At 62.0% G+C, this 15809-nt stretch carries 13 protein-coding genes; 3 read left to right on the top strand and 10 right to left on the bottom strand.

Annotated features, from left to right (window positions below; all coding sequences use genetic code 11):
- The first annotated feature begins 41 nt into the window (after nt 1-41).
- Nucleotides 42-1505 carry a membrane-bound lytic murein transglycosylase MltF gene (gene mltF, locus PSEWESI4_RS11905; protein WP_187671410.1) on the top strand — a complete coding sequence of 488 codons (1464 nt, stop codon included), beginning with the start codon at nt 42-44 and terminating at the stop codon, nt 1503-1505.
- 59 nt (nt 1506-1564) lie between these two features.
- On the opposite strand, the gene tadA is transcribed toward mltF, so the two are convergent.
- The 9 genes from tadA to mads1 all read right to left on the bottom strand — a co-directional run bounded on the left by tadA (nt 1565) and on the right by mads1 (nt 14237).
- Nucleotides 1565-2041 (bottom strand): tRNA adenosine(34) deaminase TadA, encoded by a 477-nt coding sequence (gene tadA / locus PSEWESI4_RS11900; RefSeq protein ID WP_187671409.1) that lies wholly within the window; start codon nt 2039-2041, stop codon nt 1565-1567.
- A 115-nt stretch (nt 2042-2156) separates the two neighbouring features.
- Nucleotides 2157-3527: a multicopper oxidase family protein gene (locus PSEWESI4_RS11895; RefSeq protein ID WP_187671408.1), complete on the bottom strand. Its 1371-nt coding sequence runs from the start codon at nt 3525-3527 to the stop codon at nt 2157-2159.
- A gap of 446 nt (nt 3528-3973) precedes the next feature.
- Complete coding sequence (locus tag PSEWESI4_RS11890) at nt 3974-6580, bottom strand: AAA family ATPase (RefSeq protein WP_187671407.1); 2607 nt, start codon at nt 6578-6580, stop codon at nt 3974-3976.
- Nucleotides 6577-6810 (bottom strand): transcriptional regulator, encoded by a 234-nt coding sequence (locus PSEWESI4_RS11885; protein WP_187671406.1) that lies wholly within the window; start codon nt 6808-6810, stop codon nt 6577-6579. Before PSEWESI4_RS11885 ends, PSEWESI4_RS11890 begins: the two co-directional genes overlap by 4 nt.
- A gap of 62 nt (nt 6811-6872) precedes the next feature.
- The gene (locus PSEWESI4_RS11880) at nt 6873-8057 is read right to left on the bottom strand and encodes a GIY-YIG nuclease family protein (RefSeq protein WP_187671405.1); all 1185 of its coding nucleotides are present in this window, start codon (nt 8055-8057) and stop codon (nt 6873-6875) included.
- Nucleotides 8050-10107: a DEAD/DEAH box helicase gene (locus tag PSEWESI4_RS11875; RefSeq protein ID WP_187671404.1), complete on the bottom strand. Its 2058-nt coding sequence runs from the start codon at nt 10105-10107 to the stop codon at nt 8050-8052. The genes PSEWESI4_RS11880 and PSEWESI4_RS11875 overlap by 8 nt, the downstream gene beginning before the upstream one ends.
- Before the next feature lie 43 nt (nt 10108-10150).
- Nucleotides 10151-11185, bottom strand: coding sequence for a phospholipase D family protein (locus tag PSEWESI4_RS11870; RefSeq protein WP_147308957.1), 1035 nt, complete (start codon nt 11183-11185; stop codon nt 10151-10153).
- Between the two features lie 12 nt (nt 11186-11197).
- Nucleotides 11198-13978 carry a class I SAM-dependent DNA methyltransferase gene (locus tag PSEWESI4_RS11865; protein WP_187671403.1) on the bottom strand — a complete coding sequence of 927 codons (2781 nt, stop codon included), beginning with the start codon at nt 13976-13978 and terminating at the stop codon, nt 11198-11200.
- Between the two features lie 58 nt (nt 13979-14036).
- The gene (mads1, locus tag PSEWESI4_RS11860; protein WP_010378957.1) at nt 14037-14237 is read right to left on the bottom strand and encodes a methylation-associated defense system helix-turn-helix domain-containing protein MAD1; all 201 of its coding nucleotides are present in this window, start codon (nt 14235-14237) and stop codon (nt 14037-14039) included.
- A 329-nt stretch (nt 14238-14566) separates the two neighbouring features.
- Between mads1 and PSEWESI4_RS11855 the strand changes: the two genes are divergently transcribed.
- Together PSEWESI4_RS11855 and PSEWESI4_RS11850 are read left to right on the top strand one after the other, a co-directional pair.
- A complete protein-coding gene (locus PSEWESI4_RS11855) occupies nt 14567-14935 on the top strand; it encodes a helix-turn-helix domain-containing protein (protein ID WP_090336144.1) in 369 nt (122 codons plus the stop codon).
- Nucleotides 14932-15291: a helix-turn-helix domain-containing protein gene (locus tag PSEWESI4_RS11850; RefSeq protein ID WP_187671402.1), complete on the top strand. Its 360-nt coding sequence runs from the start codon at nt 14932-14934 to the stop codon at nt 15289-15291. Before PSEWESI4_RS11855 ends, PSEWESI4_RS11850 begins: the two co-directional genes overlap by 4 nt.
- A 245-nt stretch (nt 15292-15536) precedes the next feature.
- Here PSEWESI4_RS11850 and PSEWESI4_RS11845 read toward each other — a convergent pair whose 3' ends face one another.
- Nucleotides 15537-15767 carry a type I toxin-antitoxin system ptaRNA1 family toxin gene (locus PSEWESI4_RS11845; RefSeq protein ID WP_010378963.1) on the bottom strand — a complete coding sequence of 77 codons (231 nt, stop codon included), beginning with the start codon at nt 15765-15767 and terminating at the stop codon, nt 15537-15539.
- Between the last annotated feature and the right edge of the window lie 42 nt (nt 15768-15809).

The raw sequence follows: 15809 nt of genomic DNA, 5'->3' as shown, positions 1-15809 counted from the left end.
TCGAGATATGGAGACCCCAATGCATTGCGTATACTGCGGCGATGCTCGCCCAGACTGTGTTCCGCAAGCGCTACGTGCGCTGGCTGTTGTCTCTCGGAATCCTTCTGCTGTTCTCCGGCTGCGTGGACGAACCCAGCAGCCTCGAACGGGTACAGAAGGAGGGCGTACTACGCGTGGTCACCCGTAACAGCCCGGCCACCTATTTCCAGGACCGCAACGGCGAAACCGGCTTCGAATACGAACTGGCCAAGCGTTTCGCCGACGACCTGGGCGTCGAACTGCGGATCGAGACCGCCGACAACCTCGACGACCTGTTTTCCCGCCTCAACCAGCCGGACGGCCCGGAACTCGCTGCTGCCGGCCTGGTGGCCAGCCAGCAGCGCCAGCAGCAGGCACGCTTTTCCACCCCCTACCTGGAAGTCACCCCGCAGGTCATCTATCGCAGCGGCCAGCGCCGCCCCACCCGCCCGGAAGGCATGGTCGGCCAGCGCATCCTGGTGCTCAAGGGCAGCAGCCACGCCGAGCAACTGCGTGAGATGCAGGTCCGGCTGCCCGAGCTGAAGTTCGAGGAATCCGACGCCGTGGAGGTGGTCGACCTGCTGCGCATGGTCGACGAGGGGCAGATCGACCTGACCCTGGTGGACTCCAACGAGCTGGCGATGAACCAGGTGTACTTCCCCAACGTGCGGGTGGCCTTCGATTTCGGCGACTCCAGCAGCCTGAGCTGGGCGGTGACCAGCGGCGAGGACAACAGCCTGCTCGACGCGATCAACGACTTCCTCGCCCGCGCCCAGAAGAACGGCACCCTGCAGCGCCTCAAGGAACGCTACTACGGCCATGTCGACGTGCTCGGCTACGTGGGCGCCTACACCTTCGCCAAGCACCTGCAGCAGCGCCTGCCGCGCTACGAGAAGCACTTCCGCCAGGCCGCCCAGGACACCCAGATCGATTGGCGCCTGCTCGCCGCGGTGGGCTACCAGGAATCCCTCTGGCAACCGGAAGCCACCTCGAAGACCGGCGTGCGCGGCCTGATGATGCTGACTCAGAACACCGCCCAGGCGATGGGCGTCGCCAACCGCCTGGACCCGAAGCAGAGCATCTTCGGCGGCGGCAAGTACTTCGCCCTGGTCAAGCAGGGGCTGACCGACGACATCGAGGAACCGGACCGCACCTGGTTCGCCCTGGCCGCCTACAACATCGGCATCGCCCACCTCGGCGACGCCCGCAAGCTGGCCGAGGCCGAAGGGCTGAACCCGAACAAGTGGCTGGACGTGAGCAAGATGCTCCCGCGCCTGTCGCAGAAGCAGTGGTACAGCAAGACCCGCTACGGCTATGCGCGCGGCGGCGAGACCGTGCACTTCGTGCGCAACGTGCGCCGCTACTACGACATCCTCACCTGGGTGACCCAGCCGCAACTGGAAGGCGGCGAGATCGCCGAGAGCGGCCTGCACGTCCCCGGCATCGACAAGCGCAAGCCGGCCGAAGAGGATGCGCCGCCGCTTTGATCACGACCTGTGATCGCAGGGATGGCTCATCGGTGGGCTGAAACCCACCCTACGGCCAGCTATCCCCGGCGGGCCTTGAAGAAAGCACTCAGGATCGCCCCGCACTCCTCCGCCAGCACCCCGCCCTCGACCAGCACCCGGTGATTGAGGAACGCCTGTTCGAAGAACTGCCCGCGACTGACCGCCACCCCGGCCTTGGGCTCGGTGGCGCCGTAGACCACGCGCTGGATACGCGAATGGACGATCAGCCCGGCGCACATGCTGCACGGCTCCAGGGTCACGTACAGGGTGCTGCCCGGCAGGCGATAGTTGTCCAGCGCCGCAGCAGCGGCGCGGATGGCCACCATCTCGGCGTGGGCACTGGGGTCGCGGCGGGAAATCGGGCAATTGAAGCCCCGGCCGACCACCTGGCCATCCTGCACCAGCACCGCGCCCACCGGGACCTCGCCCAGCTCCGCCCCTTCGCGCGCCAACGCCAGCGCTTCGCGCATGAAATGCTCGTCTCGCGAACGGTCGATGACCTGAATTCTGCTCATTACCTACCCATGAATATCGTCTGGCACCTGCCGTAGGGTAGAAAACCGCGAAGCGTTTTCCACCAAACAAGCCGGTGGATGCGAAAAGCGACATCCACCCTGCGAACGCCGCGACCTAGACCACCGCGATGGCCGCCATCAGCCCCGTTTCCATATGATCGATCACATGACAATGGAACATCCACACACCGGGATTATCGGCCACCAGCGCGATGCGCGCGGTCTCGTTCTTGCCCAGCAGGTAGGTGTCGGTGAAGTACGGGACGATGTCCTTGCGGTCCGAGCCCAGCACCTTGAAGGCCATGCCGTGCAGGTGGATCGGGTGCTGGTACTGGGCCATGTTGCGCAGTTCGAAGATGTAGTGCCCACCGAGCTTCAAGGTCGCGATGGGCCGGTCGGTGCAGGTCTTGTCGTTGATGTCCCAGGCCTGGCCGTTGATCTGCCAGTACTTGTAGCTGCCACCCTGGGCGATGTTGTCCACCAGGGTGGCGGCCCACTCGAAGCGGAAGCTCAGGGTCTCGGCGATGGACAGGTCCGGCTCGGCCACCGGATTGGCGGGCAGCGCCGGCGGCCAGTCGTCGGGCGCCTCGCTGGAAGCCACGCTTTTCAGGGTCGCCAGGCGTAGCGGGCCGTTGCGCAAGGGCAGCTCCCGCCCTTCTTCCGGCACCTTGATGGCCAGGTCGATGCGCATCCCCGGCCCCAGCCAGTACTCCTTGCCCAGCGGTCGTGGCTCGATGGGATGGCCATCGAGGGCATAGATACGCACGTCGGCGCCGGGCATGTTGAGGCGGTAGGTCACCGTATTGTCGAGGTTGAACAGGCGCAGGCGCACCACCTGGCCAGCGGGCAGCGCCAGGGTGGGATTGGGCCTGGCGTTGATCGTCGTCAACCGCCCCCGCGTGCCCTCGCGCGCCGCTTCGCGCGGCACCAGGAACGGGGTGAACGCCCCCTGCTGATCGACGTGCCAGGTCTTCAGGCTCAACGAACGCTCGTGGCGAAAACCACTCGGCTCGCGCTCCTCGACCACCAGCGGACCGACCAGGCCACGCCCCAACTGGTGGGCACTGGAAACGTGCGGGTGATACCAGAAGCTGCCGGCATCCTCGGTCTTGAACACGTAGTCGAAATACTCGCCGGGCAGCACCGGCAGTTGCGACACGTAGGGGACGCCGTCCATCTCCAGCGGCAGGCGGATGCCGTGCCAGTGGATGGTCGTCGGCTCGTCCAGCTTGTTGATGAAGCGCACCCGCAGCCAGTCGCCCTGCCGCGAACGCAGCTCGACACCCGGCGCCTGTCCGCCGTAGGCCCAGGCCGGGGTCATGTGGCCCGGCACCAGTTCGAGATCGAGAGGCGCGGCGATCAGCTCGTAGTCGTGGGTGGTGGCATGCAGCGGCCGTCCCAGCCAGTAGCGGGCACCGCCGGCGCCGAGGCCGACCACACCGAGACCGGCCAGGCCGGCGAGCACTTGTCTGCGGGTGAATGCCATTGCTGTGTTCCATCGCTGATAAGTGAGCTGCCGGTTTCCATTGGATTCCCACATTTCATTGGGTCCCCGCGTTCGCGGGGATGACGGGGCGACGTCATTCCCGCGCACGCGGGAATCCAGCGAACACCGGCAAAGATGAGAGATTTTCTCACTTAAGGCCGGAACAAGCGAGCCGACAGAACGCCGCACCTGCTCTTGGCGTAGGAGCCAGCTTGCTGGCGATCTGGAGCATTCTGTCCCCGGATGATCGCCAGCAAGCTGACTCCTACGTAAGCGAGTGGTGGAAACGCCAGGGGCAGCCGAAGCTGCCCCTGATTCAGATCACCCACTCTATCATAAATAGTCAAAAAACAACCATATAAATCAACGCATTACAAAAGGCATCTCTATAAGTGCCATGAACAATACCACGCTCAGCTCCACAGCACCTGGATGACGCCAAGGATTCAGGGCAACCTCGCAGCACTCTGACGCTGCCGAAGGCTGTCCGCCCAGGCCGCCAAGGCATCGATCTCGGCCGTCAGTGCTTCTGGCCTCGGCAGAGGACGGTTCAACGCAGCGGCGGCGCTGTGCAGCAGCTCGGAACAGCGACCAAATCCGTCCCGCATGGCCTCGCAGTCGGGAACCGTGATCGCGGTCAGCTTGACCAAGCCAGGCGTCTTCACTTCGTTGGACAGTCGCCGGATGACGTGCCCGACAGCTTCTTCAACCGCGATCTCCCACGTATCGCGCAACGTCGCGGCGATGGATTTGACGGACTTGCGCCACTCGTCGAGATTGCCCTGCTCGAAATGGTAGCGTTCACCCGCAAGCTGATTGCTCAGACTTGTGGTGATGTCACTGACCCGACGCGCTTTGAATGGCGGCTCGCTGCGGCAGAAGCCTGCCTTGTCAGCCCCCCGGCTGATGGAGCTAATCGCCACCGGCGGCTTGGGCTGAGCATCATCCGCCGCGCGATTCAGCTCGAACAGGAACGCAAGATCATGCGTGAAGACGATGACCTGGCGGTGCGCGGCCTCAGCCACCAGCCGCTTGGCTACGGCCTCCCGGTGCATGTGGTCAAGCGAGGAAACGGGATCGTCAAAGACGATGCCGGACTTGTTTTCGGTGGTGGCGAGTTCGGCCATGAACGCGGCCAAGGCAACGCAGCGATGCTCCCCTTCGCTCAAGACCTGTCCCACCGCAGCCGTGGGCTTCCGTGTAAGTGCGACCTTGAAGCGAGGGATGCCCTGAACGCTGTTTTGCTGGCGAAGCTCCACAGCGAGGCCAGCAATCTCGAAGCTCGCCACCTCGCGAGCAAATTGCGCGCGTAGCGCGTCCGTCACCAAAGCCTGAGCGATCTCGGTGCTCTTAGTGGTGACGCGGTTGGTAGCAGTGTCCCGCTGTGCCGCCTCAAGCCGTGCGATTTTCTTCTGGCGTTCGATTTCGGCGAGAACATCGGCTTTGATGCCACCAAGCCATTGCCGATCTACAAGCTCGGCCTTTTCTCCAAGCAAGGCGGCGCGAGCTGGAGAGCCAGCCTCCGCGGCAAGGGCGTTCACCCGAGTCTCAATGCCCGCTGCTTGATCGACCAGCGCCTGACGCGAATATTCCGTAACGGGTACGTCAATAGCGGTGCTTGGATTTGCGTGGCGTCGCCTGATCTGGCGATGACGCCACAGGGCGCGCAGGGTCGCGCCCCTGATCTCCATGGCCAAGGCATCCTGGCGCAGTTCGTCGCGGACGGTTGCCACAATGTTCGCCAGCTCGGCCAACGAAACAGCCTCACCCTTGAACATTGCCAGCGCCCTGTCGTATGCGAGGCGCGCAGCCTCGGCACGTTGTTGGCTGTCGTCGCGCACAAAAGCCTCGAAGCGATTGAGCCGATCAGCGGCGACGGGCGTCAATTCCTGCTGGCAAAGCACGCATACGCTGCCGGGGTCTGTGACGGGGAATCGCCGTTCGGGATAGGCTTCCGCGTCAGAAAATGCTCGGGCACTGGCCCATAGCGCCTGCCAAACCTCCGACCCAATCTGCGGCAACGGTTCGTCGCGGAAAAGCGCACTGGAAGCAGCTTCTGCCGCCCGGCGCGTGGCATCGCTATCAACGGCAAGGCGGCGCAGGTTATTGGCGGTATCGTCGCTGATTGAAGCAAATAGCCGATCCAGGCGCGCAATGTGCCCGTCAACCTTGGCCTTCATCGCCGCAAGCTGGCGCGCCGCGCGAGCCGGATCACCTGCCAGGTCCGACGTGAGCTGCGCCAATCGGTCTTGCTCTGCTTGCGTGAGCGTTGCCAACGCTTCGACTGTCGCCGGCGCAGTGTTGGTGGTGAGCCGGGCCATGAGCTTGCCAACCGCTGTGTCCCTGCTGCATGCCGGCGCCCTGATCGCCTCGGGCGTTTGCGCCTTTATCTGCGCAATCTCGGCCGCCAGCTTGTCCTTGACCGACTTACAGAGCTGCGCCAGCGCACCCAGAAGTTTGAGCGGAAACGGCGTGTAAGCCACGTCATTCGTATCGTCAACATGGACGTTCGCGGTGCGGGAATCGAACACGCTGATGCCTGAAAGCGCGGTGTCGGCGGCCTGTCCAAGCTGCCAAGCGCAAGTGCGGTTCTGGCCGCTGATCGCGTATTCGATCGTGGCGCTCGGCGTGCCTGGCGCAGCGTCATAGATGTCGGGCGCGATTTCCTCGGCTCGGCCAGGCATACGGGCGCGACATACCTTCTTGAGAATCCGCGCGTAGCCGGATTTTCCCGATCCGTTGTCGCCATAGATGATCGTCAAACCGACACGGTGGAGCGTCAGCCGTTGGTCGGGAGCCAGGGCGTTGACATGCCGGACTCCATGCACCTGCCGCAGATAGACTTCCCCCTGATCGCGATTAGGGCCGCGAAGATGCCCCGCTTCCAGCGGGACCGCCGGGTTGTCACCCTTGCAGATGGAAGCCAGCTCGTCGATCTCGGCCGGCTCCAGGGCCGCTTGCGCTGCAAGCCGGCGCAGTGCGTCGCGCTGCCAGCCGGGACTATCAGCAGACCACGCAAGGATGTTGGCGAGCGCCTCTGCTTCCGTCGTCATACACCTTCGCCTCTCAGTTCGCACCCGCTACCTGCACCAGCCTTCTCCAGGCGCCTGCTCACGGCCTCGGATAGCGTCTCGCCGGCCTGCCAGCCGAACAGATCGCGGATGCTCGCCGTTCGCGCATGGCCCGGCGGCACGAACTCGTAGCCAGCGGAGGTCAACTCGGCCGCCACGTCCTCGGTGATGAAAAACGGCTCGGCCTGGTCTTCCTGATACCGCTTCGTCATGCTGCTTCCTCCTGGCGTTCATCCTGGCAGGCGGCCAGGGCTATTCATGCATTTGGGCTGTCCTATGCCTTCACTAGCTTCGCGGCGCTGGGATCGTAGATGTAGCCGGTGATGCTGCCATCCTTGATGCGCGCGACGGCCTCGTCGATCACGAACAGCGGAACGAGAAACCATTCCTCGGGCTGCACGGGGTGACCGAAGCGGTCGTTGATGGTGATGTTCAACCGCGCGGGCGCGAACAGCCTGTGGAACAGGCTCTCCATCCGTGTGCGGTTGATGCCCGCGAGCTTGTAGGTCGCTACCACTTCGACCTTCGCCAGCAGGTAGGTGGAGTCGTGTTCGGCGTTGGCAATGCGCGTCTCCACCCTGCCCCCGGTCACGCCCATCTTGTGAATGATGTCGCGGTGCTGCGCAACATAGGGATGATCGGACAGGGAGCGCAGGACGTAGATCGTGCCGCTTTCGACATCATCGGCCTCAAGCTCACCGCCGAAAGAGAGTTGCCCGCTCTCGGGCGAGGCCAGCCGCCGCGCGGCGGGGTCGTTGTAGAACGCTCGCTGGAGCGAGCGCAGCAGCAGATTGCTTTCGGTGCCGTTGGAGAAGATGAGGCGCAGGCGGCGGTCCACTTCCCCAGCGGTGGTTTTCAACGGCTCGCCGACCTCGGCGACGTAGAGAGTAAGGCCGTCGAGAACGAAAAAGTCCCCGACTTCAATCGCACGGCGGCCCGCTTCGATGGGCTGGGACTGGCGCATACCGGTTTTGACTTCCGCTTGCACGCGCTCGAACAAGGGCCGGAAGGTCTCGAAGTCCTCGCAGGGCTTGCGATCCGCGATCTCCTCGGCGGCGCGCTTTTCGGCGCTGGTACGGACATGGCGCAAGACCGTGATGTCGTCCGCGCCGGGAACATCCGCCAGTTCGGCAGCCAGGTCGTCGATGTCGATAGTTTCGTCCGCCGAAGCGGCAACGGTCGGTGCCCCAGCAAGCAAGCCCTGATGGTCTAGCGGCTCAAGCAAGGCGCGGCAATCTGGGAGCGCGCGTAGACGGTCGAGTCGAACGGCATATAGGCGCTCGAATATGTCACGGTCTTCGCCATGCTGCGGCGCACGCCCGTGCTGCTCTGTGAAGCGTTGGACTTCCTCGAAGCCAGCAATGACACGCTCCTCGCTGGCTGGGCGGCCATTTCTCTTCTCAGGCGGAGCGAACTCGGCCAGCTCTGCCGCCAGGTCGTCAAGATCGGAGTTACTCATAGCGTCCCTCCGCCCTGAAACGCATGAAGGCGGCCGCGCCTTCGGCAAGGTGCTTTTCCCAGGCGTCCTGCGAGGTAACCGATGGAGCCCTCCCACTCTCGCGTTTGAACTCAACCGCGCGCTTGGCGATCACTTTGGCATCCTCAGGCGTGATCGAGGTGCGCTTGGCCGAGATGGCCGCCGCGACCTGCTTCAAGCTGTCCTCGCTCATGGTCTTCGCGAGGATGGCGTAGGCTTCGCCAAAGGGGTTGATGCGGTCGATGAGGTCAATGTCCAGCTCGCGCACGTCCATCGCGAAGCGGCGCACCCCGTCGATCAGGGCGGTGTTGGGCGATCCGTCGCTCTCGCCTTCGGTGACAAGCCGCTTGGCCTGCTGCGTGAGGTTGAGGGCGGCGATGGCGTGCTGGCGTACAGCCTCCTGATCTTCAGCGTCAAGCTCGGGATATTTGTCCTTGATGATCTTGCCCATGCGAACCTGCGTGAGTTCCTCGGGAACCAGCTCTTCGTCGAACAAGCCACGCTCGATGGTGTGCTTGTCCTGCACGAAAGCCGCGATCACCTCGTTCAAGTCTTCCTGGCAGATGCGCGCTGCCTCTTTGCTCTTGGGTTCGGCGAGGCCCTTGATCTCGATCTGGTAGGCCCCTGTCTGCTCATTGACACCGATGTTGCAACGGTCTGGGTCATAGCCGCCCTCGCCATAGGTAAAGCCCGGCGTCGGGCCGCTGTCGGGGTTCTTGGGCTTGAACTCGAAGCGCGGCGCAAGAACCTGCTCCATCAGCAGGCTTGCCGCGATGGCCTTCAGCGTATCGTTGATGGCCTCGGTGACCGCTTCCTCGGTCGCATCCGGCTCGGCGATCAGGTTGGTGAACCTTGCGCGGGTCTTGCCTGGTGCGTCGCGGGTGGCGCGACCAATGATCTGCACGATCTCGGTCAGACTGGCGCGGTATCCCACGGTCAGCGCGTGTTCGCACCAAATCCAGTCGAAGCCTTCCTTTGCCATGCCCAGCGCAATGATGATGTCCACATGGTCGCGGTTGTTCTTCTGCGCCGGGTCTTTCAACGCGGCGGATACCCGGTCGCGCTTCGAGGCATCGTCATCGACCAGATCAGCGATGCGCAACACACTGCCATCGGGGCGCTTGACGAGTTGGAAGCCGGTGGCGGGGTCGATGCCCCGCCACTCACCCAGCGCCTCGATGATGTGCTCTACCTCGCGCATCTTGTCCTTCGTGCTTTCGCGCGAATTGACGTTGGGGATGTGGACGATGGTCTTTTCAGCAGGGTCGAGGACATTGAGAATGTCATCGACATAAGGCCCACTGTAGAAGAAGTAGCCGATGTCGAGTTGCTTGAGGTACTCGTAGCCGTTGAGCTGTTCGTAGTAGGTGTAGGTAACGGTATCGAATTTCGACTCGTCGTGCGGAGCGAGGACGGCCTCCGCGTCGCCCCGGAAGTAGGAGCCGGTCATGGCGACGATGTGCGTCTTGTCTCGCGCGATGAACTGGCCCAGGTGCGTGCCCAGCTTGTTGTCGGGGTTGGCCGAAACGTGATGAAACTCATCGACGGCGATCAGACGGTCGTCGAACGCCTCGATGCCATAGGCATCGACCGCGAATCGGAAAGTGGCGTGCGTGCAGACCAACACCTTGTCGTCGCCTTCTAGGAACGCGCCGAGGGACTTGACCTTACCGCCGTTGTCGTTGCCTGGCGCATTGCACAAGTTCCACTTTGGCTCGACGTGCCAATCAGCCCAGAAGCCGTACTTTGACAGCGGCTCATCGTTGAAGCTGGCCCCGATGGACTTCTCGGGCACGACGATGATGGCTTGCCTCAAGCCCTGGTTCTGCAATTTGTCGAGCGCCACGAACATCAGGGCGCGACTCTTACCCGAAGCGGGCGGCGACTTGATGAGCAGGTACTGCTCGCCCCGCTTGTCATAGGCCCGCTCCTGCATCGGACGCATACCGAGCGCATTAGCCTTGGTTGATGCACCGTTACGCGCATACGAAACAGATACGGAGGGGACGCTCCGAGGTTTGATGTTGTTCATGAGGAAGGTCTCGCTTCGGTGCTGCGTTGTGCCGGCTTTGCTGTCATGTGATATGGCCATAACGCCTGCCGCTGTTCATGACACGAACCTCCGCCAGACGGTCACCGAAAGATGTTTCGAAATCGTCCGCCTCTAATGCCCTCATGACGAATCGGCCTTCGGCTCGTTGGAACAAAAGGACCTTGCCATCGTAGATGTCGAAACCATGCGTTTCCGGGATAGGCAGCGAGATCTTCTCCATCATGTTGTTCCCTAGACGGAGGTTATTCGCTACGGGTTCGCCAGTCGGAGTTTCAAAGACAACCTGCCCGATGACGGAGTTGGCCGGCAGGTCGGCCGGAGGGTTAAACCCAAAATATCTGGACATTCCCCGAGGAAAGTCGATCTGGTTACCTGGGCGGTGAGGCCCGCGATTCTTAGTGACATACCCTGCTTCGATCCAGAAGACAGGTGTCGCAGCATGGTCGACTTCGACGTTGGGCTGGTTCTCAACGACTCGCCGAAAAAAGGAGGTACTCCATCGCTCCTCGTAAACATCCAAGATATCGGCAACAGGTGTGGCCTGTTCCCATAGAAGTTCGGCTGCTACGAGGGTGGGACGGAGCACTACGTCGAACTCGTTGATGCCATGCGTGATAACGGAGGCACCGGCTTCGACGCTCTTGCGAAGGCCATTCGACGAAAAGTTTCCGGAACCAACAACTGCACCAGACCGCTCGGCCTCTTGGTTCAGCAGCATGGCCATCTTGGCGTGAAAATCGCGCCGGGGGACAAAACCGCTTTGGTCTAAAACATACATCCCATCGTGAATCCTGACGTCCACGTTCGGTCGCGAACACAACAATCGAAGGGCTTGCGGCTGAGTGCGACCATAGTCAATGCCAAAGAGCCATCGCGAAGGTGTATCTGCCCAGAAATTTCCGGCAAACGTCAAATCGAACAAGGCGGCGCCAGACTGGGTCGCATAGGCGTACAGCCCAAGGAAGTCGGTGGCCGCGATCTCTTCATGGATGCGTCGGATCTCCGATATCGTGGTCGGTGCGTTCGCGTCGCGGTGTAGGAAAGTCGAAAGATTCAAGATGCCCCCAAATTACGCTCGTTTGACTCGGCGCCGCCCGGCACCCGCTTGACCGGACATGCGTGAATAGAGCTCAAAGAGTTTTTCAAGGCGCTCCGTGTCATTCTTGAATAAGCGACCTATATAGATTCTCTCCACAACTTCATCGTTACGCTCATGTGCGCGAAGTAGATCGGTCGGCATTGCGTCAGGCGCATAGAGTTCGGCAAGAGTCTGCGGGTAGTGGCGCTCACGCGCTAGCAGGATCTCTTGTGCGCATCTGGTGAGGTCATCGATATTCTTCTCTGTCAACTTAGGCAGTGGGAAGGTATTCCAGCCGATGGTGTTCGAATACCGGAAGTCGGTTTTCATTTTTCCGCACACGGTTGCAATCCACACGAGATGAAGTCGTGACGCCAATACCGCCAAGTTCCATAGCGGCGCGTCATACAGCGCGAACAAGAGATCGCTAACGATCACGCTGCCGTCTAAAAGGTCCACCGGTAGGTATGGTCGGCGCTCGGACGAGACTTTCGCCACGACAAGCGAATGCTGCTTAGCGGTACCGGCAATTTGGACGAAGCGATGAGGCCGTGCCGCGAAGTCGCGGGTAGAACTGGCAGCACTTGATAGGCGAAAATCCCGTACTTGGTCCAACACCGTCTTCAGGTAGGGGTGTTGCTGCGCATAAGGCGCATCGTCGTCCTCAATCCACAGGCACCACCGAGGTTTTCCCTGGATCATCTGTTCAGAGCCCATGTACGGGCGAACGAAGCGTTCGAGTTCGGGGTGCTGCATCAGCACACGTGCTCGTTCCTCGCCGTCCAAAACAAATGCACCACCATCACGCGGCATGTTGCCAAACAGCATGGGCGATACAGATGAAATCGGTCGACGCTCCTGCTCCACCGAGTTGACGCGCCCCGGCACAAGGTAGGCATTGATATAGTCAACTTGCCGCTCCTGCACGGAGCCATCCTCACTCACGGAGAACAACCTTTTAATAGGTTGTGGCGTGGATGAAATACCCACGATGGCCACAGTCACACCAGCGTTATTGCTTGCGAGATTGGTCCACTTGAAGGATGTGTGCGCGAATACGATCTGGTGTCCGGTGTTAAAAATTGCAGGCCACAAAATAGGAACCTGCAAGCCTTGGCAGATTGAGTTGGTGGAAACAAAGGCAGTGGCCGCATTAGTGCGCTCGCCATATGCTGCAGCCTTCATGAACCACCCGGCAACGTAATCCAGAGATTTCCACGCGACACCAATGCGTTCGAAGATCGCCTTAAGCTCGCCCTTCTGTTCGTCTGACTGCCACTTGCTTCCCAGATACGGCGGGTTGCCACAAATATATGTTTCGCCCCCTTCGTTCTCGAAGTCGATCTGGGCTTGGTCCAACGGCGAGCTGAACAGGTCGTCCGCCTGCAACTTCACCCCCGTTCCAGTCGGCGGGCAAACGCTCAACCAATCAAGACGCAGCGCGTTGCCGCAGGTAATCCAGTTCTCATTGCGCAGGGGCAAGAACTCGGCCAGGGCCAGCTTCTGGCCTCGGTACAGCACGTCGCACTGGTACTCGGCGATGACCAGCGCAAGGCGGGCAATCTCCGCCGGGAAGTCGCGCAGCTCAATCCCGCGAAAGTTGGTGAGCGGGATGTCAGACGCGCGATCTGGTTCGCCGCGCCGCTTGTTGATCTCTGCCTCGATGGCACGCATCTCCTTGTAGGCGATAACAAGGAAGTTACCCGAACCGCAGGCCGGGTCGAAAACTCTGATCTTGGCGATGCGCTTGCGCAGGTTGAGCAAGGTGCGCGGGTTGTCACCCGCCTCTTCTAGCTTTGCACGCAGGTCGTCGAGAAACAGCGGGTTCAGCACCTTCAGGATGTTGGGAACACTGGTGTAGTGCATCCCCAGCTCGCCGCGTTCCTCGTCCTCGGCAACGGCCTGGATCATCGATCCGAAGATGTCCGGGTTGATCTTGGTCCAGTCCAGCCCGCCGACGTGCAGCAGGTAGGACCGGGCGATCTTGCTGAATCGCGGCACTTCGTCGCCGCCAGAGAACAACTGCCCGTTGACGTAGGGGAAATCGTCGATATTGGCCCACCGGGGAAGCCCGGCGGCCGCCCGGTCTTCACGCTTGGTGTTCATGGTTCGGAACAGCGTGGCGATGACCTCGTGCGTATTGGTCGAATCCCCCGCACTCATCCGCGCGACGGTCTCGGTGAACTTGCCCCTACCGCCAAAGATATCGGTGTCCTCGGCGAAGAAGCAGAAGATCAGCCGCGCCATGAGCTTGTTCATGTCGTGGCGGCGCTCCGCTGTGCCCCAGGCCGGGTTGTCTTTCAGCAGTTCGACGTACAGGCGGTTCAGGCGGCTGGTGGCCCGGATGTCGAAGGCGTTTTCGCTAATCTGGCGGACGGTGCTGATGCCCGCCAGCGGCAGGAAGAAGCCGAAGTGGTCAGGAAAGTCCTTGAAGGCGCAGGCGACGGTCTCGCCGCTGGTCAGGTCTTCGGCCTCGAAGTCCGTGCCGTCCGTGGCGAGGATGAACTTCGCCTTGGCCTTGGCCGTCGCCGGGCTGGACTTGAGGGCGGCCAGCATCTGCGTCACCCGCCCTACGTCGCAGGTCAGGATGTGGATGTTGCTGGTTTGGAGAACACCACCGAGGTCGGACTTGTTCGATGCCCCCGCGCGCAGGCGTTTGATGGTCGTCGCCTTGTTGCCAAAGGCTTCAAGGAAAGCGTAGGGGAACTCTGCGGGGTCAAAGGGCTGCTCCGCAAGGTCTGTGATGGCCTGTTCGATTTCTACGGCGTTCATGGGCGTGCAGCCCCCCCTTGGGGACTGGACACCTGGCTGCTGTCGTTCTGCGGGGCGCTCATGTCTTGTCCTGCGTTTTCTCGGCTATCTGCGCGGCAATCCAGCGATCCAACTCGCTGCGACGAAACCGCCAGGTGCCGCCCAGCTTGAACCCCGGTATCTCCCCCTGCTGGGCCAGCCGGTAAACGGTCTTCTTCCCTGCCTTGAGGTAGACCGCCACTTCGTCCAGCGTGAGAATTTCACTATCAGGTTGGTTCATGTCAGGCGGCTCACTTGGTGTCACGCGGCGAAGTCTTCCAAAGTTTGGTCAAGTTTACCATCTGGTCCGTCCAAATGAACCCCAAATCTCATGTGCGCGAAGCCATAGATTCGGCCGGTGCCATGCGTTGCGGCCGGTTCGCGGCACCGGCTCGATGGCAATGCCATGTGCTTTAGCCACCTGGTCGTAGATGGTTTACGCCAAGAAGGTGGTCGGCGTGTCTTCTTCCGGGGAAAACACGCAACGTAGTACTCTTTGGCCTTCACAGCCGCGCTCTCTGTGGCCTCATGTGGATGAGACGGGCTAGGCAAATCAGCGTGAGGTGTGCGATGGGCAGGAAGGAAACCGAGGAAGCAATTGCAGACAGCCGCGCCGGCCGTGTCTCGGGGCGGTTCGCCACAGTCGCCGAGCTGCTGGCCGACCTGAACGCTGACGACACCCCGAACATTCAGCAGGGCAGCGCCAACGTCTATGCCGACCTGGGCTATCCCGACGCCGGCGAAATGCTGGTCAAGACCCGACTCGTCACCAAGATCGGCGAGGCCATCAAGGCGCAACAGTTGTCGACCGAGCAAGCGGCTACGCTTCTCGGATTGACGCCGGCCGCGCTGCACGAGCTGCTGACCGGCCGCTTTCGCTCGCAATCGGTCAATGACCTGGAGCGGCTGGCATCCATGCTTGATGAGGCCAGCCGATGACAGGCTCGAAGAACCTGGAAAACTGGCTGCATGAGAAGGTCGGCCCGGCCTATGACGCCTTGAAGGCCGATCCGGCCCGCGCCGTCACGCCTGACCAGGTGCGCTACACCCTGGCCGAGCTGCTGGCCGAGGCCGAAGCCGCCGGCGTGCATCCACTGCCGCAGGAACAACGCGAATGGGTGGATGCGCCGGCCGTTGGCCGTGAGCTGACGCCTTTCGACCCGGCCGAGACGCTGACCTCGGCCGAGGCGATCAGCACCTTCCTGGCCGAAGCCGAGGCCACAGCCGACCCGGCCTATATCGAACACGCACAGGCCGTCGCAGCGCGGGCGAAGGCCATGCACGGCATCGAGTAGGAGAGCTGGCCAGCATCGCCATTCCTGGCGGTGCTGCAGCTCGACGTGCGCCGTTCTGGTGCGCTGGATCTCATCGCTAGAAACGACGATGCGAGATCCACGCCAAGGGAGAAGGCCAGAGCGGCCGTCATCGTCCGATCTGGCGATGCTCGAGCACGCCAGCGCACATCGTCACCTTTGACGATGCAGGCCCGGAAATGACAAGGGCGGCCAATGGCCGCCCTTGCTGCTCCTGGTGCGCGTGCCTACGCGGCGCCGAGTGACTGCCGCACCGCGTCCAGGGCCTCGCGAAAGTCGGCAGGTGTCGCCTGGCCCGTCTCTGCCTGATAAAACACGACCATGAAAGCGTTCGCCACGGCCTCGGCGAGCGGCCCGAGCTGCCGCGCCGCGTCCTGGTCTAGCCAGTCGAGCGCGGCGAGTTGCACGGCTGCATGATGAACGGCCTGCGTTGCATTGGTAGGATTCAGGGTTGCCATGATTCACCTCTCTAACAGGTGGGTTGTGGAAGTGTCGGCCGG

The sequence above is a fragment of the Zestomonas carbonaria genome (assembly GCF_904061905.1).
Classification (GTDB): Bacteria; Pseudomonadota; Gammaproteobacteria; order Pseudomonadales; family Pseudomonadaceae; genus Aquipseudomonas; species Aquipseudomonas carbonaria.
This window is presented reverse-complemented; position numbering and strand designations above follow the sequence as displayed.

Bases quoted from the DNA above. Each gene is read 5' to 3' on its own strand.
- mltF (WP_187671410.1), top strand. From the start codon at position 42: ATGCTCGCCCAGACTGTGTTCCGCAAGCGCTACGTGCGCTGGCTGTTG.
- tadA (WP_187671409.1), bottom strand. From the start codon at position 2,041: ATGAGCAGAATTCAGGTCATCGACCGTTCGCGAGACGAGCATTTCATG.
- PSEWESI4_RS11895 (WP_187671408.1), bottom strand. From the start codon at position 3,527: ATGGCATTCACCCGCAGACAAGTGCTCGCCGGCCTGGCCGGTCTCGGT.
- PSEWESI4_RS11890 (WP_187671407.1), bottom strand. From the start codon at position 6,580: ATGACGACGGAAGCAGAGGCGCTCGCCAACATCCTTGCGTGGTCTGCT.
- PSEWESI4_RS11885 (WP_187671406.1), bottom strand. From the start codon at position 6,810: ATGACGAAGCGGTATCAGGAAGACCAGGCCGAGCCGTTTTTCATCACC.
- PSEWESI4_RS11880 (WP_187671405.1), bottom strand. From the start codon at position 8,057: ATGAGTAACTCCGATCTTGACGACCTGGCGGCAGAGCTGGCCGAGTTC.
- PSEWESI4_RS11875 (WP_187671404.1), bottom strand. From the start codon at position 10,107: ATGAACAACATCAAACCTCGGAGCGTCCCCTCCGTATCTGTTTCGTAT.
- PSEWESI4_RS11865 (WP_187671403.1), bottom strand. From the start codon at position 13,978: ATGAACGCCGTAGAAATCGAACAGGCCATCACAGACCTTGCGGAGCAG.
- mads1 (WP_010378957.1), bottom strand. From the start codon at position 14,237: ATGAACCAACCTGATAGTGAAATTCTCACGCTGGACGAAGTGGCGGTC.
- PSEWESI4_RS11855 (WP_090336144.1), top strand. From the start codon at position 14,567: ATGGGCAGGAAGGAAACCGAGGAAGCAATTGCAGACAGCCGCGCCGGC.
- PSEWESI4_RS11850 (WP_187671402.1), top strand. From the start codon at position 14,932: ATGACAGGCTCGAAGAACCTGGAAAACTGGCTGCATGAGAAGGTCGGC.
- PSEWESI4_RS11845 (WP_010378963.1), bottom strand. From the start codon at position 15,767: ATGGCAACCCTGAATCCTACCAATGCAACGCAGGCCGTTCATCATGCA.